Raw genomic sequence first — 19,988 nt, 5'->3', positions numbered from 1 at the left:
CAAAGCGAGTGAGTGGAGGCGATTCACATGCCACCATCAGCCCTCGCCGAGAACCGGCAGTTGGATAAAGATGGTCGCGAAGTGCGGTACACCGACCAGCAGTTGATCTATTTTTCTTCTGCCTCGGAGTACACGCATCGATTCGTGCAAAAACTTAATCTCAGCTCGGCCCGCATTCCCCTCTATTCCGCTGAACCAGAGCTGATTGCCACCGAACCTTATGTCTTGCTGATCCCCACCTACGGTGGCGAGAACGGCAAACGTTCAGTTTTACCTCAGATCCTCAGATTCCTTCGAAGCGAACAAAATCGTCGGCTGCTGCAGGGAGTCATCGGATCTGGAAACACCAATTTTGGTGCAGCGTATTGTTTGGCCGCCAAGAAGGTCGCAGCCAAATGCAACGTACCGGTTTTATACACATTTGAATTGATGGGAACGTCAGAAGATGTTCTCAAAGTCAAAGAAGGGCTTGATACCTTTTGGACACTAAAGTCTCAGAAGCGGACATGACGATGGACTCCACCGATTCCAAGGAGCTTCCTGCGCACCTGCAGGGGCTGACCTATAACGACCTGAACGCTATGCTGAACCTCTACGGTCCAGATGGCAAGATTCAGTTCGAGGTTGACCGTTACGCTGCGCGCCAGTATTTCCTGGACCACGTCAACAACAACACCGTGTTCTTCCACGACTTAGACGAGAAGCTGGAGTATCTGGTCAAGCACGAGTACTACGAGCGTGAAACGCTCGATCAGTACTCGATGAATTTCATTCGTGGCCTATTCAAACGCGCCTACGACAAGAAATTTCGGTTCCAGACCTTCCTTGGTGCCTACAAGTTCTACACTTCCTACACGCTCAAGACCTTCGACGGCAAGCGTTACCTGGAGCGCTACGAAGACCGCGTCTGCATGGTTGCACTGCACCTTGCCCGTGGTGAAGAAGCCCTAGCTGAGAGCCTCGTTGACGAGATCATTTCGGGTCGTTTCCAGCCCGCGACCCCAACTTTCCTCAACGCAGGTAAGGCCCAGCGTGGCGAACTTGTTTCATGCTTCTTGCTGCGTATCGAAGACAACATGGAATCGATCGCTCGTGCTGTGAACTCCTCGCTCCAGCTCTCGAAGCGCGGTGGCGGTGTGGCCCTGTCGCTGACCAACCTGCGTGAGCACGGTGCCCCGATCAAGCAGATTGAGAACCAGTCTTCCGGTGTTATCCCGGTCATGAAACTGTTGGAAGACTCCTTCTCCTACGCCAACCAGCTCGGCGCTCGTCAGGGTGCCGGCGCGGTTTATCTGAATGCCCACCACCCGGATATTCTGCGCTTCTTGGACACCAAGCGCGAGAATGCTGATGAGAAGATTCGCATTAAGACCCTGTCGCTGGGTGTAGTGGTTCCGGATATCACCTTCGAAATTGCGCGCAAGAACGAGGACATGTACCTCTTCAGCCCGTACGATGTACAGCGCGTCTATGGAGTGCCATTTAGCGAAATCTCGGTTACCGAGAAGTACTACGAGATGGTTGACGATCCGCGGATTGCCAAGAAGAAGATCAACGCGCGTGACTTCTTCACCACGGTCGCCGAGATCCAGTTCGAATCTGGTTACCCGTACATTATGTTCGAGGATACGGTAAACCGTGCGAACCCAATTGCCGGTCGCATCACCATGTCCAACTTGTGCTCGGAAATTCTGCAGGTATCTTCCGCCTCAGAGTTCAACGATGACTTGAGCTACTCCACTGTGGGTAAGGACATCTCCTGCAACCTCGGCTCGATGAACATCGCCAAGGCCATGGACGGTAAAGACCTAGCCGGTTCAGTCGATATCGCCATCCGTGCACTGACCGCAGTGTCGGATATGTCCGATATTGTCTCGGTTCCTTCGATCGCTGACGGTAACTCCAAGTCCCATGCCATCGGTTTGGGCCAGATGAACCTGCATGGCTATTTGGCGCGTGAACACATTCACTACGGCTCCGAGGAAGGTATTGATTTTACTAATATCTACTTCTACACCGTTCTGTTCCACGCTCTGAGCGCCTCGAATAAGCTCTCTATCGAACGCGGAGTAACTTTCGACGGTTTCGAGAACTCGAAGTATGCCTCCGGCGAATTCTTCGACAAGTACACCAACCAGGTGTGGGAGCCAGCTACCGAGCGAGTACGCGAGCTCTTTGACGGGATCAAGATTCCAACTCAGGAAGATTGGCAAAGCCTGAAGGCTTCGGTCATGAAGCACGGTATCTACAACCAGAACCTGCAGGCCATCCCACCCACCGGTTCGATCTCTTACATCAACAACTCGACCTCCTCGATCCACCCGGTGGCTTCGAAGATCGAGATCCGCAAGGAAGGTAAGATCGGGCGCGTGTACTACCCAGCGCCATTCATGAACAACGAGAATATCGAGTTCTATGAAGACGCTTACGAGATCGGCTACGAGAAGATCATCGACACCTACGCTGCTGCGACTCAGCACGTGGATCAGGGCCTGTCCTTGACGCTGTTCTTCAAGGACACCATCACCACCCGTGACATCAACAAGGCACAGATTTACGCATGGCGTAAGGGTATCAAGACCCTCTACTACATCCGCCTGCGTCAGCTGGCACTGGAAGGTACCGAGGTCGATAACTGCGTCTCGTGCATGCTCTAAGCACAATCCCCAGAGCTAACTGCTCAGTGTGATTGATAGACCCCCGGAAACAAATCACGTTTCCGGGGGTCTATTGCTGTAGGTCCCAAAAATAAGCGGACACCACGGCACAAAACACGGGTATCCTCATAAGGCTACTGACCATGCAGGGCGTCCGGCGCTAGAATCGAAACCCCGAATCTTTCGGAACTTCGATAAGAGGTGAACATGACTGAAAACTCTCGACTCACCCATCACGTCCAAGCGATCAACTGGAATCGTATCCAAGATGAGAAAGACGTTGAAGTTTGGAACCGTTTGGTCAATAATTTCTGGCTACCTGAAAAAATCCCGTTGTCCGGTGATCTGCAGTCTTGGGCAACGCTGACCGAGGACGAAAAGCTTCTGACTATGCGGGTATTCACCGGATTGACGCTACTTGATACCTTGCAAGGTACCGTGGGTGCGGTCAGTCTGATTCCCGATGCGTTGACCGCACACGAAGAAGCGGTTTACACCAATATCGCCTTCATGGAATCGGTGCACGCTAAGAGCTACTCTTCGATCTTCTCCACCCTAGCCTCCACCAAGGAAATCGAAGCCGCCTTCCGTTGGTCAACCGAGAACACCTATCTGCAGAAGAAAGCACAAATCATCGAGGGGTATTACTACGGGAAGGATCCGCTGAAGCGTAAAGTCGCTTCAACCCTGTTGGAATCATTCCTCTTCTATTCCGGTTTCTATCTGCCGATGCACTGGTCCTCCCGGGCAAAGCTGACTAATACGGCAGACCTGATTCGGCTCATCATTCGTGATGAGGCGGTCCACGGGTATTACATCGGGTACAAATATCAAAAAGGGTTGGAACAGGAAACTGCCCAGCGTCGTGAGGAACTCAAGGACTACACCTTTGAACTCCTGATGGAGCTTTACGAGAATGAGGTGCAGTACACGCACGAGCTGTACGATCCGGTGGGGCTCAGCGAAGACGTGAAGAAATTCCTGCACTACAACGCGAACAAGGCATTAATGAACCTGGGATACGAGGCCATGTTCCCGGCCGCAGTCACCAATGTCTCACCAGCAATCCTGGCCGCGCTGAGTCCGAACGCCGACGAAAATCATGACTTCTTTTCGGGGTCCGGTTCCTCTTATGTCATTGGTAAAGCGGTGAATACCGAAGATGAGGATTGGGAATTCTAGAAGCCCCGTTCTGAGTGGCCCTATTTTGCGGCTCTTTTGAATGTGAAGTGATAACGAAGGTGGCAATATGTCGATCAAGTAAGCAATTGTCCCCGTACTCACAATTTGTCTTAGTCAACATCCATATTCTCAGAAGGTACTGCGGACTCACTTCTTTTTTTGGGGGTCACCCCGCCAAATCTCGAAGAGCCATCAAACCTTTACCCAAATCCACGAGCGGCTCTCGGGAAACGAAGGAGCCGACAATGGCATACTTCAATGCAATGTTGGCATTCGTAATTGGGGTTGAGCCAACATGGTTCTGCAGACTTAAATCATCAAGCTTGCAAGGGGAGCGGAATCAGTCCGGACATGGGATTTGGTAAGTCTGCAGAGCAATGACCATGTAGTTGTTGAGCATTACTCTATATTCGTGCGAATCGCCTGAGTTAACCTCTGTTTGCGCAGGGCAGTGGCTAAGATCGGAGCAGAATTAGATGCTGAGGAACTGAGGAACATGACGAGGGTTTTCTCCGCCCAACAGATCCAACGGGTCAGGCGCCGCTCGATCACCATTCTTGCGCTCGGACAGGTCCTGGGCGGAATGGGTTCGGGTGCCACGTTGACGCTTGGATCGTTGTTGATCGTGAACGTCGCGGGCAACGAATCCTTAGCTGGGATGGCGGCCACAATGAACACGGTGGGTGCCGCCGCGATGGCTCTGCCGTTGGCTCTACTCGCACAGAACCGCGGTCGTCGCATCGCGTTGTCGTGTGGCGCGCTCATCGCGATCTTAGGCGTCCTAGTGATTCTGGCTGCGGCAGTTCAACAGTGGTGGCCCGTCTTGTTGCTCGGGATGGGGTTGTTAGGAACCGGAAGTGCGCTGAACTTACAATCGCGTTTTGCCGCAACAGATCTCTCAGATCCAAAAACTCGCGGGCGTGACCTGTCTTTAGTCGTGTGGGCGACTACTGTCGGGGCAGTAACCGGTCCGAATTTGTTTCAACCTGGCGAAGTAATTTCGCAGGCTTGGGGACTGCCTGAGTTTACCGGTGGATTTATTATCGCTATGGGTGCTCAAGCCATGGGTCTAATCATTTATTGGCTGGGTTTGCGGCCCGATCCGATGCATGTGGCCTTAGCCCGTGAAGGCAAGATTAGTACCGGAATCAGCAAGCGCACTAGCGGGTTTAGTACATTGCGTTCTTCGCGCCCAGCCAGACAAGCGGTCTTAACGGTTGCACTGAGCCATGCGCATATGGTGGCTCTGATGTCGATGACGCCGATCCATCTGCAAAATCATGGGTCAAGTCTGACGCTGATTGGGATCACGATTTCGGCACACGTGGCGGGAATGTATGCGCTTTCGCCAGTTTTTGGGTGGCTGAGTGATCTGATTGGCGCACAACGAGTGGTGCTGATTGGACAGCTGTTATTCATCGTGGCAAGTATTTCGGCTTGGATTTGGCGCGATGATTATGCGTTGGTGACCTTTGCGCTGATTTGTTTGGGATTGGGATGGAGCGCTGCGACGGTCGCCGGTGCCACGATGGTTACCGGGGCGGTGCCCCTTGAACAGCGACCTCAACTTCAAGGTACCTCGGATCTGGTCATGAATCTCTTCGGGGCAGCTGGCGGACTTCTTGCCGGGCCACTATTGCTGTGGTTGGGTTACGGTGGCCTGTCGCTGATCTTGCTCCTGCCGGTGGTCGTGGTGATTTTTGTCAATCGAGACTTTTTCTCGTCCAAACAACTTTCCAGACACCATTCGTAGTGCCAAGCTAGGAGTAGCTGCCGAGCAGTGCGGGGGAGTGTCATGCAAGAATCATGGGACTGCATTATCGTCGGGGCAGGACCAGCCGGATTAATGGCTGGCTTACTTCTGGCCCGCTGTGGGGTGCGCGTTCTGGTATTGGAGAAACACGGAGATTTTCTCAGAGACTTTCGCGGTGACACGATTCATCCCTCTACCCTCCAAATCCTGCACGAACTTGGTCTGATGGATGAATTCCAGAAAATCGGATTTTCTAAGGTCGCTCGGGCGCAGCTAGAGGATTCTCAAGGAAAGCGCGTGACCGTAGTTGATTTGGCCTCGTTGAAACACCCATACCCTTTTATTGCGATGGCACCGCAGTGGGATTTCCTCAACCTCTTAGCCGAAGCTGCCGCCAAGGAACCGAGTTTTGAACTTCGATTAAATTGTGAAGCCGATGAGCTGCTCTTCAACCAGGAACAAGTCATTGGCGTGCGTTACCGGAGCGCAGCGGGACAGGGTGAGGCCTTTGCAAGGCTGACCATCGCGGCAGATGGCCGCTGGTCGAAAATGCGCGAGCAAGCGGAATTACCGGTACGCGATGCAAAAGTACCCATAGACGTTTGGTGGTTCAGAGTTTCAGGGACGCATCGCGTTGCGGAGTCGTTACTGCCGGCTTTTGGACCGAAACGTGTCTATGCATTGATACCGCGGCGCGGATATGTGCAGGCGGCCAGGTTGTTGTTGAAAGGGCAAGACGGGATCCTTCGTCAGCGCGGCATTGAAAAGTTTCGTGCCGAGTTTCGAGAGGATGTTCCAGCTCTTGCGCAGGGTATAGAGAAGCTCGAACTTGAGGATCTCAAGTTGCTGGAGGTCCGGGTGAATCTGGCATCGAGATGGTGGCGGCGTGGCTTTCTTGGCATCGGGGATGCGGTCCACGCGATGAGTCCGGCTGGTGGGGTTGGAGTGAATCTTGCGGTTCAAGATGCGGTATGTGCTGCACGACTACTCGCCACTCCCTTGGCCACAGGCCACATCACGGATCGGGATGTCGCTGCGGTGCAACGGCGTAGATACTTGCCGACGATTACGATTCAATCGATTCAGCGAATCATGCACCGCGGGCTACGCCGTATTCTTGAACAAGACACAAGCTTGACACTTCCGGCCATGGTGGGGACGGTTCTCGAACGAGTTCCGTGGTTGAGCCGAATCCCTGCACGATTATTAGGTGTTGGTCTTTTGCGGGAAAGGCCGCCACAAGCGGCACGAAGATAAGCTAACTACCTCAGAGTGCTTTGCGGTGAGACCACTTTGCTTTCTGGGTCGTTCGTTGTGAGTAGCTGGCGCTTGCAACCTGTCCCACTGGCAAATGCCCACCACCTAGGTGACGCGACTCGTTCCGATGGTTTTGAAGGTCGCGTGGGCCCGGCAACGAGGTAGCACTAAGAATCTCAGTGAGTTAGAGGCTCTTCAGCCAAATGTCGGGGTATTTTGGCGTCTAGAAATTAGTCAGGGCAATGAAGTTTTGGCTGGGGACATGCGTGATTCAGTCGTGGCGATAGCTTGCCGCGTGGACTGGAGCTGATCCACAGGACTCTGCAGCTCATGCCGAAGGGCTAAAGCATGTTCGAAGCACCTCAGTGCTGTGGCCAACTGCCCTTGATCAAAATACATTTTGCCTAAATGTTGGTGTGTAAAAGCTACCAACGTTCGGGCGATGCGGGAGTTTTTGTCCATTTCTCCAACCGCACGTCTTCCAGCTTCCAAAGCTGCGCCGAAGAGGAGTTCGGCCTGCGTGTAGTTGCGTTGCCAGTGCAGGACGTGAGCTAGACGCAATGCATCGGGAACCGCCTCAAACGGAAGTGGGGCAAAGATGTCGTGCATAGCATTAGCCCCGCCCGACCTGACCAGCAGCACCCAGCCCAGCTCCTCAGCATCCTGTAACCGTCCGATCATGCGAAGCCACGCGATACGTTCCTTGTCGCCTGACTCACCTGCCGTCTCCAGCTCAGAAATCCGTGCTAGGACTAGAGCCTCGTTGTTAACAACTTCGCGTAACGTGACAGGATCGATGACGTAGCTGGCTTTTTGAGAGGGCTCGTTTTGAGACGTTTGATGCATGTCTAAAATCCTAGGCGGAACCCTGCGGTTAAACACCGCTGCGGTTGAACAAAGGTTTAGTTTGTTCAACCGCAGCGAGAATGTTTCAGACTTAGCGAGCCTGGATGTTGGTTGCCTGTGGGCCCTTTGGACCGGCTTCCAGATCGTATTCCACGGTCTGGCCCTCTTCAAGGCTACGGAAACCGAAGCTCTGGATTGCGCTGTAGTGAGCGAAAACGTCAGCCGAACCATCGTTAGGAGCGATGAAGCCGAAGCCCTTTTCAGCGTTGAACCATTTCACAGTGCCAGTGGCCATAATATTTATTTCCTATTCATTTTCGGCCACTCATTGCGACCGTTACTGCCGTATTGCTGGAGCAATACGAAATTTGTGGTTACCTTAGTGCGCAGTTGGCGCAGCCGTGGTTAGGCGAAGCATCGAAAATCGATTGCTGATTCTGTCGATGCTGGAGCTGAGTTTGCTCCGTAAAGGGGAAAGAATCCGTAAACTCCGTGAGGTTGTGTGGCCAGATCCGGGACTGAAGATTTGAGGCAGCGTTACGAACACCCATGAAAGGTGGTGGAAAGACGTGGAAGCTGACCGGAGTGGCAGTGGAGAAGAAAAAATTAAGGATTCGATTCAATAAGAGTTCGCGCGTAGTAACTACGTCAGCGAACCAAGCTGCTGCATGGTTGAACTTGCGACTTATGATGCAGATTCAACCTTGTGCATTCTGGATTACTCCGGAACGCGGGATAACTCCACAAGCATAGCACCGATTTATCCCGGTTCGTAGCATGATGACGTCACCACAATCTAGATTAGGTGGCGACGTCATCATCTTTCTCCCAAGTCGGCCCGGTTTTTATCGCATCTCTTGGAAGCGAAAAATATGGTTTGGTTAGCTGATTTTGGAGTAAGTTTTAGTCAAAAATGAGTTCTAACTGATGAGGGATTCAATTTTTTGCGCGATGAGATCATAATTGATTCCGGCTCCGGCGCTGACTCCACTAGCCGCGGCCGCTAAGACCATAGCGCTGAGCTCAGCCACGTTGCCCGCGGCATAAACCCCAGGAATGTCGGTCGCGCCCATCTGATCGACGGCGATGTAGTTTCCTAGTGGGTTAGCGCAGAGAACTCCACCCAAGGCTTCATAGAGTTCAGCGTTAGCCTGCAGGCGGGTCATCACCACAACGGCATCCATAGCGAGCTTCTGTCCTGTGCTCAGATGCAACAGATCGAGCTGGCCCGAAGTGTCTACGTCTACTGACTCCAGCTGAGCGTCGATGATGGGGATGGATAGTGCGGTGAGGACTTGCCGGTCCTCAGCGCTAAGCATCTCTGGGGTGTGATTAATGTAGGTGACATGCTCGCTGAGTTGGCTGAAAAGCTTAGCCTGATGTGCACTCATCATGCCGATGCCAATGATTGCGATTCGTCGATCTCTCACTTCCCAGCCGTGGCAGTAGGGGCAATGCAGTGCGCTCTTGCCCCAAGCTTCCGATAAACCTGGAATGTCTGGCAGGACATCCTTGAGTCCGGTTGCCAAGAGGATCCGCCGGGCGCTGAAGGTTCTTTCGCCGCCGTTGACCAAGAATCCTTCCTCTTTGCTTCCGCTCAGTTCCTTGACCTGGCTAGAGCTGAACTGAACGCCATACGCTTCGGCTTTCTCACGAGATTGCCGGAGGATTTCCTGCGGCGAGCTTCCTTCCATACCCATGACATTGTGTGCACCGGAAGCAGCCGCATTACGCGGTTTTCCGGCGTCGAGCACCAACACCGACCGTTTGCTACGAGCCAAGGCCACAGCCGCCGAAATTCCTGCCGCACCGGCACCGATGACAGCGACGTCAAACTTTTCCATGATGTACTCCCTTGCGTGGGTTCTGTGGTTTAAATCCTAGAAGCGCTTTGCTGAATTGGGATACACTTTTGCGCATGACGCAAGAATTGGATTTGGACGCTATTGTTCGGCTGCGCATTCGTGGCCTTCGCCAAGCCAAAGGATGGTCTCTCGAGTCTTTGGCTAGCAGGTCGGGGATGAGTGTCTCGACCTTGAGCCGAATTGAAACCGGAAACCGTCGGATCGCTTTAGATCAACTGGTTCCCCTGGCACGAGCACTTGATACGACCATTGATGAATTAGTAGCGCCCGCGGCCGGTCAGGACGCCGTCATTCGGCCCGAACCGATTCAGTTTCCCGGACTGACAACCTGGCGTTTATCGGATCCCGATGGTCTGAACGGAAGTGTAGTGGTGAAAATGCGGATTGATCCGCGGGAAGCCGCTAACGAACCGGAGCCGCGGGTTCATCCCGGAAAGGATTGGTTCACGGTGCTGCGTGGCGAAGTCAGATTGCGTCTGGGTGACAAAATTTTTCACGTCAAAGCGGGACAAGCGGCGCAGTTCGACACCATGACCCCGCACTCATTTTGGGCGGTGGGTGAGGTAGCCGAGGTGTTGAGCATTATGGACCCTGCCGGGCATCATGCTCATCGCGATGATGCCAGCTCATCATCGTGACACAGCCGGTACGCTGCCTCACCCCTCAGAGTATTCTCCGGTAGGGTGAGCAAAAGCACGTAAAAGATGATCTTTCAATGAGGTACCACCATGACCTATCAGGTCGATGACCAGCTCGCAGAAGTCCTAGCTACCGGCGATTTCTACTATGAGCCACTAGGCGAGGGCCGCTACCGTTCCACCATTCACGCCCAAGGCGCATGGAATGCACATGAACAACATATGGCTCCTGCAACCGGATTGCTGAGCCACGAGCTCATAAACTTCCAGCCCCGCGAAGGAATGCGCATGGCGCGAATGAGCCTGGAGATCTACGGGCTGATCCATGCTGGCGAGTGCGAGATCAAAACACGGATGGTGCGTCCCGGACGGACTATTGAACTGGTTGAGGCGGAAATGATCACCAACGGTCGAACCTGCATTGTTGCGCGGGCTTGGCGGTTGGCAACCGGAGACTCCAGTCAGGTCGCCGGGGTAGAAGATGCAAAAATTATGGGTCCAGAAGATTGCCAAACCTATGATGCGTCCAAGATGTGGCCCGGCGGTTACATCCGCGGTCTAGAAATGCGTGCCGCCCCCGGCCACCGACCGGGCAAGGGTATCGTGTGGATCCGTAACCCCTTCGCTATGGTCAAGGATGTGCAGAGCCCCGATGTGGTTCGACTGCTCGGGATGGCGGATACGGCCAATGGTGTGGCGCCACGATCCGAACCTGGACCGAACAGTTGGATGTTCCCCAACGTGGATCTGCAGGTTCATATGTACCGGGAACCTGCCGGGCAGTGGCTCGGCTTTGAGGCTCAGCAATCCTACGGTAGCGACGGTATCGGGTTGACCTCGGCGGTCTTACACGATCTTGACGGCCCTTTTGGCCGCAGCGAGCAGATCCTGACCGTCCGTCCGCTCTAAACGCGAGTGTCATCAACCAAATCGGCCAGTAGTAGCTTCAGCTTGGGCTTGGCAACAACGTCGAACCCTTGAGTTCGGTAATGCTCACGATCTGACCGGTGTGCCCTAAAAAGCGCGTAACCACGCTTGATAAGAAAAGGAATCGGTTTGCGGCGTTCGGAAACGTCACGAATAAATCGTCGAACCGCGGTGAACAACGCCGGCTCGTCAACATAGTAGGCGCGGACGTTGATTCCCATGGTTTTGAGCGGTTCAAGTAGCTCCGCCAAGAAGATCCCTTCGGCCACAATCGGACCTAGACCGTGAATTTCGCGGTGTCCACTGTAGCTGGAGGTGCTGATCGAATAGTTAGGAACCATGGTTGAGCCGGTGTCCAACAATTCGGTGATCGCGTTCAGTGCCGCCTGCCGGTTCCATGTGGCAGGGTGATCCCAATTGATCTCGCCATACCCTGTGCGCGGGAACAGTTCAGGAGAGCCGTCCTCACTGATTTGGCGGTAGAACTCATCCAAGGGTAAATGCGGTCGTCCGAAGCGGGAGGCGAGATAAGACTTGCCTGATCCGGAAGCGCCGCCTATAAGGATCACCGCGGTAGGAGAATTTGGCACGCCTTCCATTATTCCTCAACAGCAGCCGCCTGCGACACCAATCAAGCGTCCGGTTGGCCACACTAGGGCAGACAAACCTCGGGCGGCCAGGCCGGTACTAGACTGAAAGTCATGGATCGTGAAAATTTCCGGCAGTCCGTGGCCCTGCATGTGCTCACTGAAGAGCCTAGTGGTGACGCGGTTGCCGATCTAGAACGTGGAGTCGAGCTGTTACGGGAGGTACGCGCAGGAAGCCGGCCCGCACTTCTACGAATCTACCGTCCGGATCCCACTCTTGCTTTCGGGCAACGTGATGTGCGTTTGGCAGGGTATGAGGATGCGGTTAAAGTCGCGCTGAAGCATGGATTCACGCCAGTGGTGCGTAAGGCAGGCGGGCGAGCGGCAGCCTATCACCGGGGCACACTTATCGTGGATCATATTGAACCGCACGATGATGCGATGCTGGGTCATCAAGCCCGTTTTATCCACTTTGGCCAGCTGTACGCTAGGGCGCTGCAACGCCTGGGGGTGCAGGCTCAGGTGGGCGAATTAGCTGGCGAGTACTGTGCCGGTGAACATTCTGTTCACGGTATCCCCGGGCCTGGTTCTAATACCCCGGTGCCGGTGAAATTGGTGGGTACCGCTCAACGGGTGATTGCTGGGGCCTGGCTCTTTTCCTCCGTCTTCGTGATCAGTGACTCAGCCCCGATCCGTGAAGTACTGGATGAGGTGTATCAAAAGATGCAGATCCCGATGGACCCGAGCACCGTGGGTGCGGCCGACGATCTGGTAGCCGGAGTGAAACCAGAGGTTTTTCTCGAAGAACTCTTGACCGAGTACGCAACGGAATATGAGATCAGGCGCTAAGCCACGTGATCCTCCGAATCTCAGCTTCGTACTGTGGCGAACAAGATCGTGGCGGCCGAGTACTGATGACCTGGCCGCCGCGATCTTCGAGATCAAAACCAGCCCCCACCGCAGATGGTGCGGGCTAAGAACCTAGGCCCCCTGCCCGGAGCGTTCCACAACTTCCTGGATGCCGGGATTAGTGGCAGCGGTGCCGTCGGGGAAGACTAAGGTAGGAACGGTCTGGTTGCCGCCGTTGAAGAACTCGACAATTTCGGCAGTGCCTTCGACCTGTTCGATATTCACCTCGGTGTACTTCACACCCTTCTGATCCATCATCCGCTTCAGGTTTCGGCAATAGCCGCACCAGTTGGTGGTGAACATAGTGACGGCCCCGGCTTCCGGGATGTACTGGTCGTAATTAACTGCGTTAGTCATACTTTATTGAACCATTTAAGTGGCAGACTTGTTCCCATGTGTGGCAGATACGTGATGGCAAAAGCCATCGGCGACTTGGTTGCCGAGGCTGAAGCCGAAGCAGACGCGAACCTTGAACTGCGTCAATCCTGGAATGTGGCTCCCACAACGGATGTTCCGATCGTGCTGGAACGTCTGGTGGAGGGCGAACTGCACCGACAGATCCATGTGGCCCGCTGGGGACTGGTTCCGGGATGGGCTAAAGATTTATCGGTGGGGGTACGTGCCTTTAACGCGCGCAGCGAAACCGTGGAAAGTAAACCAACCTTCCGTTCGGCGGTGAAGAAACGGCGTGCCGCGGTTCCAGTGCAGGGGTACTACGAGTGGAAGAAAGTCGGCGCGAAGAAACACCCGTACTTTGTCCATCATCCCGCGGGGGAGCTCATCTTTTTTGCCGGACTCTATGAGTGGTGGAAGGATGCGGATGACAGCTGGGTGCTTTCCACCACGATCCTGACCATGGATTCCCCGCCCGCTGATGCGCCAGGTGTCCTTGCAGAGCTCGCGGAGTTACACGACCGGCTGCCCATCCCGATGGATCAGCAGACCATGAAACAGTGGCTGGATCCGGCGGCCTGCGACACCGCAGTGCTCCTCGATGAATTACGCGCCAACGCTTTCGACGTGGCTGCGCACTGGACGTTGCATGAAGTCGACCCCGCGGTGGGCAATGTGCGCAACAACTACGCCGAATTGATCGAGCCGCATTCCTCCTCGCTGTTCTAACGATCGGCTTGTCAGCGCGGCAGCAGCCCAAGCCAATCTAGACACCGTGTGTCCTGCGGGATTTTCGGCACCAGCAGATCGCACTGGAGCAGTGGCTGGTCTGAGTCGATCACCTCGCCATGGTAGTTTTCCGCCGATCCGGTGCGGGTGAGCACGGAGATGGCAAAGCCCGCCGGTTGACCATGCTGAAGCACGATCAACCGGCGGGCTCTTTGCCCGGGGGCGACTAGTGGCCGCGGGCAATCCATTCATCCAGATTTGGTGCCTCGGCGCCGATGCTGGTGCTCTCCCCATGACCGGTGTAGACCACGGTCTTTTCCGGCAGGGTCAACAGCCGTTCACGGATCGATTCGATGATGGTCTCGAAGCTGGAGTAGCTGCGTCCGGTAGCTCCCGGGCCACCGTGGAACAGGGTGTCACCGCTGAAGAGTACATCCAGTTCCGGAACGTGGAAGCAGGTTGAACCCGGCGAGTGCCCAGGGGTGTGCAGCGCCTTGAGGGTGACCCCTGCAATCGAGTACTCATCCCCGTCCTTGACCTCGACATCCGGTTGACGTTCCGGGTAGACCGCATCCCAGAGCATCATGTCGGCAGGGTTCAGGTACAACGGTGCATCTACCTCATCGGCGAACTCACCGGCGGCACGGATGTGATCATCGTGCCCGTGGGTGAGTAGCACGGCCTTCACCGTGCGATCACCAATCGCGTCCAACACCTTCTGTGGTTCGTGGGCCGGATCGATGACCAGCACTTCTTGCTCATCGCCGATGAGCCAAACATTGTTGTCCACATCCCAGGTGCCACCGTCCAGCGAGAAGGTTCCGGAAGTGACGATGTTTTCGATCTGTGCGCTCATTAGATTTCCACCACCGAACGCAGCACGGTACCTTCGTGCATCTTGTCGAAAGCTGCCTCGATCTCATCGAGCTTGATGCGCTCGGTGACGAAGGAATCCAGATCCAGACGTCCAAGCTTGTACTGTTCGACGAGCATGGGGAAGTCGTGGCTTGGGAGGCAGTCGCCGTACCAGGAGCTCTTCAGTGAGCCACCACGGCCGAAGACATCGAGCAATGGCAGTTCGAGCTTCATTTCCGGGGTCGGTACACCGACCAGTACCACGCGGCCGGCGAGGTCACGAGCGTAGAAGGCCTGCTTGTAGGTCTCTGGACGACCCACCGCATCGATGACCACATCGGCACCGAAACCGCCGGTAAGTTCCTGAATGGCTTGCACTGCGTCGACCTTGGAGGAGTCCACGGTGTGGGTGGCACCGAACTTCTTGGCACCTTCTAGCTTCTCCGGGTTCACATCCACCGCAATGATGGTGGTCGCCCCGGCCAGTTGCGCGCCGGCAATGGCTGCCGCGCCCACCCCGCCACAACCGATGACAGCTACGGATTCCCCGCGCTTGACTTCACCGGTGTTGATGGCCGCACCAATACCGGCCATGACACCGCAGCCCAGCAGGCCCACAGCTGCCGGATCGGCTTCCTCATCGACGATGGTGCACTGACCGGAGTGAACCAGAGTTTTCTCGGCGAAGGATCCAATGCCTAGCGCAGGGGAGAGCTCGGTGCCATCTTCCAGCGTCATCTTCTGGGTGGCGTTGAAGGTGTTGAAACAGTACTTTGGCTCACCCTTGGCGCAGGCGCGGCACTGGCCACAGACTGCACGCCAGTTCAGGATGACGCGATCGCCCACCTTGACGTTGGTGACGTTCTCGCCGATCTGGCTGACCACGGCGGTGGACTCGTGACCCAGCAGGTATGGGTATTCATCGCCAATTCCGCCGAGCTTGTAGTGCAGGTCGGTGTGGCAGACACCGGTGGTTAGTACGTCAACGACGACCTCGCCCGGGCCTGGGTCCGGGACGATGATGTCAAGGACCTCGACGGGGGCGTCCTTGGCACGAGAAACTACGGCTTTAACCTTATGTGGCATGTGGTTTGGTCCCCTTGGATACGTTATATTTCAGGTCTCCTTGATGCTATCGGCAGTGGTGAGTCGAAGCTAGCTCCGGCGCTCCGCGGTGGGTTGGAATCGCTGGTGTGACACGCGGCACCGGTGATGGGCTGAGGTCTTGTCCGTTGAAGGCTTAATAGTGTGAAGCGTTATTGAGTGGACAGTAAGAGGCCCGGTGAGTGATTATGCTCGTTTGGAACATAATCAATGACTGAATCTGTCGTGGACAGTATATTGTTCGGCTGCTGATAATGGTGGCTACTGCTAGCCCTCGGGAAGCGAGGTGGGAGTTTTCACCATATTGGACTTAAAGTGGAGAACACAGAATTCGAACGGCGGTTGCTTGATCACCCTTTAAGTCGTGATGTACCCCGGGAGTCAACGGATGGTGTCTGGCCTGGCACAGTACCGGTTGGTTCTTGGACAGGTATGTCAGGACGATTTGCTGGAGACGATCAGAAACAGGGACCTGCGGGTGTGGAATCTGCGACCGTAACCCGCATGGATGGTGTCCGCAGGTTACCTCTTCACCTGCTACGTTGGTTTGAGTTGGGGCGAACATGCCGAAAAACTATTCTGGGGGATGTATGCCACGTCAAGTTCTTTCAGCAATTCCGGATGACCGTGCGGTTACGCACATTCGCACGTACTTTGGGCAACAGGTCAACGGTCGTCCGAGATACACCGGTTCTAGATTCGAGACTTTTGGTGGTGGCGGGGACATAAATGAGCCGAATCGAGTTACGGCCGCGGATCTTATTGCCGTCTCGATGCTTTCCGTCCATGTTCCCGCGCAGGCTGCCATTGGCATATTGGAGAATCTGGAATGCGAAATCGAGTCGCTACTGTCCCAGATACCCGTCGAAACTCGGATCGAGGATCTGCGCGCCACCGATTTTGAGGTTTTCTTTGAACGGGATACACCAGCCAGCGCACTTTGGAGACTGTTACGCCAGAAGGAAGACAGCTGGGGGATCGGTCAAACAACAGCCAGCAAGATTCTCGCTCGGAAGCGGCCGCACCTCATTCCCATCTATGACTCGGTGATCGCAGCTCAAGTGCAAATTTCGAACAGCAGCGCTCAATGGGAACTATGGTTTGAGGCCTTCCAGAACGACGCGGGAGGTATATTCGTTAACCGTTTGCATACCATCCGCGAGACGTCCGGCCAGGTTCATCTGTCGATCTTGCGCGTCTTGGACATCATCCTTTGGATGGAAGGGAAGAGCAAAGCTCGGTTTGGGCATATTCAGCAGCCGGCTCAGCAACCTAAGTTAGCTGGTACATAGACAACGGTAATTTTTGAAGCTAGAGATGATTAACCGGGACTTTTGGGATGGTTATGATCAGTGTGGAGCTGGAAGCTCCAGTGCTCATAATCGACGCCGTTGTTGCTTGTCTTGAAGCCGCTTAGGAGGCATGGTTGCTGAATTTCCAAAGTTTTCGATCCTGTCGTGGGGCAGGGTGGGATGTCTTGTAACCCATGGGTTAGGGCCGGGAATTTGCAGACAGTGCGAGTGCCAAGGAAGATCGCTTGATCTGGCAGGGTTGGCACGGATCAACCGAGGTCTCTGGAGTGTTCGTCTTATTGTAGAGTGAGTGAATCCGCATGGCTGAGGAATAAAATGGAAGAATTTTCGCCTGCTCCACCGCCACTGGGGGGCGAAATCCATCATGAGCCAACGGTGGAGCGATGCTTCATTTCTGCATTGGCGTGTTTTACCTGACCAAGTCGCGCGGTATATGCCTGCTGGCTGTGTTCCCGACATTGTCGACGGAAGTGCATGGGTTGGGCAGATTGCCTTCCAGATGTCGCGCAGTGCGTTCTTCGGCGGTCCCCGGATTCCATGGCTCGGGGACTTCCCAGAAGTCAATGTCCGGCTCTACTCCGTTGATCGACAGGGCCGCCGCGGTGTCGTATTCCTTAGCTTGGAAGCATCGCATCTGCTGCCGGTACTCTGCGCCAGAGCAGCATTCGGTTTGAAATACCAGTGGGCCTCGATGACCATTGAACGGCAGGCCGGTCAGTTGAGCTACTCGACACGTCGTCATGGGAACCGTGAAGCTCGTTCACAACTCGTCGTGGAACCGCAAAGCGATGGAGTCGAAGCGCTGTCGGAAGACGAGCAACAAATTGCCGTTGCTCTCAACGCGCGATGGGCATTTCACCAGCGGCACATGGGGCGGACATTGTATTGCCGCAACTCCCACGAGCCCTGGCCCTTGCAGACCGCGCGACTCGTGTCGTTGGATGACCGGTTGCTGACCCTAGCGGGGTTTGAAGGTCTAGCTCAGCGCGAACCTGATTCGGTGCTTTACGCGCGTGCTGTCGATACGGTCTTTGCTGCGCCTACCCGTCTCTGAATTAGAACATCATCTTCCATAGACCCGACCCCGTTGCGTGGTCTGTTGTCAGATCCTCTTTCATTTTGCGGAGGTACTGATTGGTACCGAATTCAAGTCGAGGAGGTACTTCCTCGATTCGATCCTCAGATAAAAATTTTGGCGATGGCATCGGTCGAAGCGCTGGCAAGCCTGAGTGTGGAAAGTCTTGTTTTCTCGCATGGGGATTGGGGCGGGCATAACGTGTTTTGGGATGGTGGACGTGTATCCGGAATTTTGGACTGGGATTTAGCTTCGGAGAGCGGCAGCTCAACTGACTTAACTAGTTTGGGCGTGTGGCATGGGTGGGAAAAGCTCTCACGGAGTGCTTCGGCTGATCAGGTTCGATGGGCGTTGATACGTCGGAACACTTATAGGCATCAACAGGTGGGTTTCCTTATCGCCGCCCAAAGGCCAGAGTCTGAGATCTCAGCTGCAACTGGGAAAGCATCCTTGTGGATCCGCGAGAATATTTTCTGGTCCAGCGTCTGTTGGAGTTAAATCAGTGCAGGTTAGCGGACCTCTTCTGCATTGCGATCAAAACCCCGTTTAGGGAACGCGCTACTGGAACATTGACAATTCAAAGAACGGGAACCCCTAGGCAAGATTGATGCTCTTCCGTATTGTCTGTTTGCTCGGGAGTTCCTCCGCATACTCTCTCAGAGCTCTTTTATATCCATCGAGTGTGGGGATGAGGGCGAGCAATGCGATCCGCAGAGCATCTCCATAACGACCTTCATCGTAAAGCGCCAGTGCGAGAAATGCTTGACGCGCGCTTTCGTCGACGTTCGACGAGGGAGCAGACTCCAGTATAGAAACGGCTTCGGCCGACGCACCGACGTTTCTCAGTGTGCTTGCCAACTGGATGAACACTCGAGTCGCGCGTTCCCCCTCTAGCCCGGCCTCAAGCGCAGCCCGGTAGTAGTGAATTGCTTCATCTTCCATCCCCAACGAGTCGTGGACACCACCGAGTTCAAAGAGAGCCGAAGCATCACCAACTGGTCGTTCTGAAGCGAGTGTTTGCATCATGGCGATGGTAGCCGGAGGATCTGATTCGTCGAAAGAGTACTTATAAAAGTTGTCGATCTTCTGGTCCCAGTAAGCGTCATTCATTGCCATATCTTGACATGCGGCAAGTCAAACGGCAATCAATCCAAGGGTGAATAATCATACCCGCAAGCCGAACCCTGGCTGGGACGGCTCGATCACCACGGCGTGCCCCTCAGATCGATATCGCCTTGCGGCCACTGACTCGCAACGCGCTTGGCCGAACAAACTAGGTTTGGACCGCCTTCCGACACAACGACCGAAATTTGGTCGAGACGTGATAAGCATCGTTCCGTGGCGTAAATTTGCACCCACCCCGCCGACTTGTAAAACGGAACAACTTCTTCCCTGCATCCTAAGAAACCGAAATCGACACCGGCTTCGTCGCGCATCACTTCTTGAGCACTGCGTAAAGTTCGCCCGCCGATGCCTGTGCCACGAGAACGTTTATCGACCAGTACACCGCCTGTTCCAGCGACTAGGATCTCACGGTCCCCGACTGAAATTAGGCGACGCTGGAAACCTGCATGTGCAATCAGCTCTCGGCTGTGAAACGCCATTACATGAGTGTCAGCAGGCGAATATCCGTACGGCTCGTCCGGGTTCCAAGCCCCATATTCATTCTGGTATTCACTGTCAAAAAGGTGCGCGAGTGCGTCTAATTCAGTCGCTGTAAGCTCGTCATGCCGACGCACGTGTATGACTTCATGCATGATCCAATCCTAGGTGCTCACGTAACCACCGGACCGGAATCGACTGCCCGCCCGTAAGCCGCACCCTCTGCGGGACGCCGCCGTTTACTTCGTAGCTAGAATGAGGCCGTCTGCGTACATCGATGCGTAGCGGTTTCATAT

At 54.8% G+C, this 19,988-nt stretch carries 21 protein-coding genes; 12 read left to right on the top strand and 9 right to left on the bottom strand.

Annotation, left to right across the window (positions count from 1 at the left end):
* Nucleotides 1-27 precede the first annotated feature (27 nt).
* The 5 genes from nrdI (at nt 28) to ACQQZ8_RS08535 (ending at nt 6,849) form a co-directional block, all read left to right on the top strand.
* Nucleotides 28-510, top strand: coding sequence for a class Ib ribonucleoside-diphosphate reductase assembly flavoprotein NrdI (gene nrdI / locus ACQQZ8_RS08555; protein WP_431709422.1), 483 nt, complete (start codon nt 28-30; stop codon nt 508-510).
* Nucleotides 507-2,657 carry a class 1b ribonucleoside-diphosphate reductase subunit alpha gene (gene nrdE / locus ACQQZ8_RS08550; RefSeq protein ID WP_431709421.1) on the top strand — a complete coding sequence of 717 codons (2,151 nt, stop codon included), beginning with the start codon at nt 507-509 and terminating at the stop codon, nt 2,655-2,657. Before nrdI ends, nrdE begins: the two co-directional genes overlap by 4 nt.
* A gap of 207 nt (nt 2,658-2,864) precedes the next feature.
* Nucleotides 2,865-3,839: a class 1b ribonucleoside-diphosphate reductase subunit beta gene (gene nrdF / locus ACQQZ8_RS08545; protein WP_431709420.1), complete on the top strand. Its 975-nt coding sequence runs from the start codon at nt 2,865-2,867 to the stop codon at nt 3,837-3,839.
* Between the two features lie 496 nt (nt 3,840-4,335).
* Nucleotides 4,336-5,592, top strand: a complete 1,257-nt coding sequence (locus tag ACQQZ8_RS08540; protein WP_431709419.1) for an MFS transporter — start codon at nt 4,336-4,338, stop codon at nt 5,590-5,592.
* A gap of 93 nt (nt 5,593-5,685) precedes the next feature.
* Nucleotides 5,686-6,849, top strand: a complete 1,164-nt coding sequence (locus ACQQZ8_RS08535; RefSeq protein ID WP_431709418.1) for an FAD-dependent oxidoreductase — start codon at nt 5,686-5,688, stop codon at nt 6,847-6,849.
* 234 nt (nt 6,850-7,083) lie between these two features.
* On the opposite strand, the gene ACQQZ8_RS08530 is transcribed toward ACQQZ8_RS08535, so the two are convergent.
* The 3 genes from ACQQZ8_RS08530 to ACQQZ8_RS08520 all read right to left on the bottom strand — a co-directional run bounded on the left by ACQQZ8_RS08530 (nt 7,084) and on the right by ACQQZ8_RS08520 (nt 9,539).
* Nucleotides 7,084-7,695 (bottom strand): tetratricopeptide repeat protein, encoded by a 612-nt coding sequence (locus ACQQZ8_RS08530; RefSeq protein WP_431709417.1) that lies wholly within the window; start codon nt 7,693-7,695, stop codon nt 7,084-7,086.
* Nucleotides 7,696-7,786: 91 nt separating this feature from the next.
* On the bottom strand, nt 7,787-7,990 hold the full coding sequence (locus ACQQZ8_RS08525; protein ID WP_265156112.1) for a cold-shock protein: 204 nt from the start codon (nt 7,988-7,990) through the stop codon (nt 7,787-7,789).
* 625 nt (nt 7,991-8,615) lie between these two features.
* Nucleotides 8,616-9,539, bottom strand: coding sequence for an NAD(P)/FAD-dependent oxidoreductase (locus ACQQZ8_RS08520; RefSeq protein WP_431709416.1), 924 nt, complete (start codon nt 9,537-9,539; stop codon nt 8,616-8,618).
* 74 nt (nt 9,540-9,613) lie between these two features.
* Between ACQQZ8_RS08520 and ACQQZ8_RS08515 the strand changes: the two genes are divergently transcribed.
* Nucleotides 9,614-10,198 (top strand): helix-turn-helix domain-containing protein, encoded by a 585-nt coding sequence (locus ACQQZ8_RS08515; RefSeq protein ID WP_431709415.1) that lies wholly within the window; start codon nt 9,614-9,616, stop codon nt 10,196-10,198.
* A 90-nt stretch (nt 10,199-10,288) separates the two neighbouring features.
* Nucleotides 10,289-11,107 (top strand): thioesterase family protein, encoded by an 819-nt coding sequence (locus tag ACQQZ8_RS08510; RefSeq protein WP_431709414.1) that lies wholly within the window; start codon nt 10,289-10,291, stop codon nt 11,105-11,107.
* Here ACQQZ8_RS08510 and ACQQZ8_RS08505 read toward each other — a convergent pair.
* Nucleotides 11,104-11,715 carry a uridine kinase gene (locus ACQQZ8_RS08505; protein WP_431709413.1) on the bottom strand — a complete coding sequence of 204 codons (612 nt, stop codon included), beginning with the start codon at nt 11,713-11,715 and terminating at the stop codon, nt 11,104-11,106. The genes ACQQZ8_RS08510 and ACQQZ8_RS08505 overlap by 4 nt on opposite strands.
* 111 nt (nt 11,716-11,826) lie before the next feature.
* Here ACQQZ8_RS08505 and ACQQZ8_RS08500 point away from each other — a divergent pair, with 111 nt between their 5' ends.
* Nucleotides 11,827-12,561, top strand: coding sequence for a lipoate--protein ligase family protein (locus tag ACQQZ8_RS08500; protein ID WP_431709412.1), 735 nt, complete (start codon nt 11,827-11,829; stop codon nt 12,559-12,561).
* A gap of 132 nt (nt 12,562-12,693) precedes the next feature.
* On the opposite strand, the gene ACQQZ8_RS08495 is transcribed toward ACQQZ8_RS08500, so the two are convergent.
* Complete coding sequence (locus ACQQZ8_RS08495; protein WP_431709411.1) at nt 12,694-12,978, bottom strand: glutaredoxin domain-containing protein; 285 nt, start codon at nt 12,976-12,978, stop codon at nt 12,694-12,696.
* Nucleotides 12,979-13,032: 54 nt separating this feature from the next.
* Between ACQQZ8_RS08495 and ACQQZ8_RS08490 the strand changes: the two genes are divergently transcribed.
* Nucleotides 13,033-13,743, top strand: coding sequence for an SOS response-associated peptidase (locus ACQQZ8_RS08490; protein WP_431709410.1), 711 nt, complete (start codon nt 13,033-13,035; stop codon nt 13,741-13,743).
* A 226-nt stretch (nt 13,744-13,969) separates the two neighbouring features.
* On the opposite strand, the gene ACQQZ8_RS08485 is transcribed toward ACQQZ8_RS08490, so the two are convergent.
* Nucleotides 13,970-14,599, bottom strand: coding sequence for an MBL fold metallo-hydrolase (locus ACQQZ8_RS08485; RefSeq protein WP_431709409.1), 630 nt, complete (start codon nt 14,597-14,599; stop codon nt 13,970-13,972).
* Entirely contained in the window at nt 14,599-15,684 is a 1,086-nt protein-coding gene (locus tag ACQQZ8_RS08480; RefSeq protein WP_431709408.1) for an S-(hydroxymethyl)mycothiol dehydrogenase, read from the bottom strand. The genes ACQQZ8_RS08485 and ACQQZ8_RS08480 overlap by 1 nt, the downstream gene beginning before the upstream one ends.
* Nucleotides 15,685-16,292: 608 nt before the next feature.
* On the opposite strand from ACQQZ8_RS08480, the gene ACQQZ8_RS08475 reads away from it, so the two are divergent.
* The 3 genes from ACQQZ8_RS08475 to ACQQZ8_RS08465 all read left to right on the top strand — a co-directional run bounded on the left by ACQQZ8_RS08475 (nt 16,293) and on the right by ACQQZ8_RS08465 (nt 18,588).
* Nucleotides 16,293-16,994, top strand: a complete 702-nt coding sequence (locus ACQQZ8_RS08475; RefSeq protein WP_431709407.1) for a DUF6308 family protein — start codon at nt 16,293-16,295, stop codon at nt 16,992-16,994.
* Nucleotides 16,995-17,379: 385 nt separating this feature from the next.
* The gene (locus ACQQZ8_RS08470; protein WP_431709406.1) at nt 17,380-18,069 is read left to right on the top strand and encodes a YqjF family protein; all 690 of its coding nucleotides are present in this window, start codon (nt 17,380-17,382) and stop codon (nt 18,067-18,069) included.
* 144 nt (nt 18,070-18,213) lie between these two features.
* The gene (locus ACQQZ8_RS08465) at nt 18,214-18,588 is read left to right on the top strand and encodes a phosphotransferase (RefSeq protein ID WP_431709405.1); all 375 of its coding nucleotides are present in this window, start codon (nt 18,214-18,216) and stop codon (nt 18,586-18,588) included.
* Between the two features lie 96 nt (nt 18,589-18,684).
* On the opposite strand, the gene ACQQZ8_RS08460 is transcribed toward ACQQZ8_RS08465, so the two are convergent.
* Together ACQQZ8_RS08460 and ACQQZ8_RS08455 are read right to left on the bottom strand one after the other, a co-directional pair.
* Entirely contained in the window at nt 18,685-19,200 is a 516-nt protein-coding gene (locus ACQQZ8_RS08460; RefSeq protein ID WP_431709404.1) for a tetratricopeptide repeat protein, read from the bottom strand.
* 92 nt (nt 19,201-19,292) lie between these two features.
* On the bottom strand, nt 19,293-19,847 hold the full coding sequence (locus ACQQZ8_RS08455) for a GNAT family N-acetyltransferase (protein WP_431709403.1): 555 nt from the start codon (nt 19,845-19,847) through the stop codon (nt 19,293-19,295).
* Between the last annotated feature and the right edge of the window lie 141 nt (nt 19,848-19,988).

The organism is Glutamicibacter uratoxydans, assembly GCF_050753455.1.
GTDB lineage: Bacteria > Actinomycetota > Actinomycetes > Actinomycetales > Micrococcaceae > Glutamicibacter > Glutamicibacter uratoxydans_A.
Note: the sequence above shows the minus strand (reverse complement) of the source record. Positions and strands in the feature narration are given on the sequence as shown.

Excerpts from the sequence above, each read along its gene's own strand:
- nrdI (WP_431709422.1), top strand. The coding sequence starts at position 28 with ATGCCACCATCAGCCCTCGCCGAGAACCGGCAGTTGGATAAAGATGGT.
- nrdE (WP_431709421.1), top strand. The coding sequence starts at position 507 with ATGACGATGGACTCCACCGATTCCAAGGAGCTTCCTGCGCACCTGCAG.
- nrdF (WP_431709420.1), top strand. The coding sequence starts at position 2,865 with ATGACTGAAAACTCTCGACTCACCCATCACGTCCAAGCGATCAACTGG.
- ACQQZ8_RS08540 (WP_431709419.1), top strand. The coding sequence starts at position 4,336 with ATGACGAGGGTTTTCTCCGCCCAACAGATCCAACGGGTCAGGCGCCGC.
- ACQQZ8_RS08535 (WP_431709418.1), top strand. The coding sequence starts at position 5,686 with ATGGCTGGCTTACTTCTGGCCCGCTGTGGGGTGCGCGTTCTGGTATTG.
- ACQQZ8_RS08530 (WP_431709417.1), bottom strand. The coding sequence starts at position 7,695 with ATGCATCAAACGTCTCAAAACGAGCCCTCTCAAAAAGCCAGCTACGTC.
- ACQQZ8_RS08525 (WP_265156112.1), bottom strand. The coding sequence starts at position 7,990 with ATGGCCACTGGCACTGTGAAATGGTTCAACGCTGAAAAGGGCTTCGGC.
- ACQQZ8_RS08520 (WP_431709416.1), bottom strand. The coding sequence starts at position 9,539 with ATGGAAAAGTTTGACGTCGCTGTCATCGGTGCCGGTGCGGCAGGAATT.
- ACQQZ8_RS08515 (WP_431709415.1), top strand. The coding sequence starts at position 9,614 with ATGACGCAAGAATTGGATTTGGACGCTATTGTTCGGCTGCGCATTCGT.
- ACQQZ8_RS08510 (WP_431709414.1), top strand. The coding sequence starts at position 10,289 with ATGACCTATCAGGTCGATGACCAGCTCGCAGAAGTCCTAGCTACCGGC.
- ACQQZ8_RS08500 (WP_431709412.1), top strand. The coding sequence starts at position 11,827 with ATGGATCGTGAAAATTTCCGGCAGTCCGTGGCCCTGCATGTGCTCACT.
- ACQQZ8_RS08495 (WP_431709411.1), bottom strand. The coding sequence starts at position 12,978 with ATGACTAACGCAGTTAATTACGACCAGTACATCCCGGAAGCCGGGGCC.
- ACQQZ8_RS08490 (WP_431709410.1), top strand. The coding sequence starts at position 13,033 with ATGGCAAAAGCCATCGGCGACTTGGTTGCCGAGGCTGAAGCCGAAGCA.
- ACQQZ8_RS08485 (WP_431709409.1), bottom strand. The coding sequence starts at position 14,599 with ATGAGCGCACAGATCGAAAACATCGTCACTTCCGGAACCTTCTCGCTG.
- ACQQZ8_RS08480 (WP_431709408.1), bottom strand. The coding sequence starts at position 15,684 with ATGCCACATAAGGTTAAAGCCGTAGTTTCTCGTGCCAAGGACGCCCCC.
- ACQQZ8_RS08475 (WP_431709407.1), top strand. The coding sequence starts at position 16,293 with ATGCCACGTCAAGTTCTTTCAGCAATTCCGGATGACCGTGCGGTTACG.
- ACQQZ8_RS08470 (WP_431709406.1), top strand. The coding sequence starts at position 17,380 with ATGAGCCAACGGTGGAGCGATGCTTCATTTCTGCATTGGCGTGTTTTA.
- ACQQZ8_RS08465 (WP_431709405.1), top strand. The coding sequence starts at position 18,214 with ATGGCATCGGTCGAAGCGCTGGCAAGCCTGAGTGTGGAAAGTCTTGTT.
- ACQQZ8_RS08460 (WP_431709404.1), bottom strand. The coding sequence starts at position 19,200 with ATGAATGACGCTTACTGGGACCAGAAGATCGACAACTTTTATAAGTAC.
- ACQQZ8_RS08455 (WP_431709403.1), bottom strand. The coding sequence starts at position 19,847 with ATGCATGAAGTCATACACGTGCGTCGGCATGACGAGCTTACAGCGACT.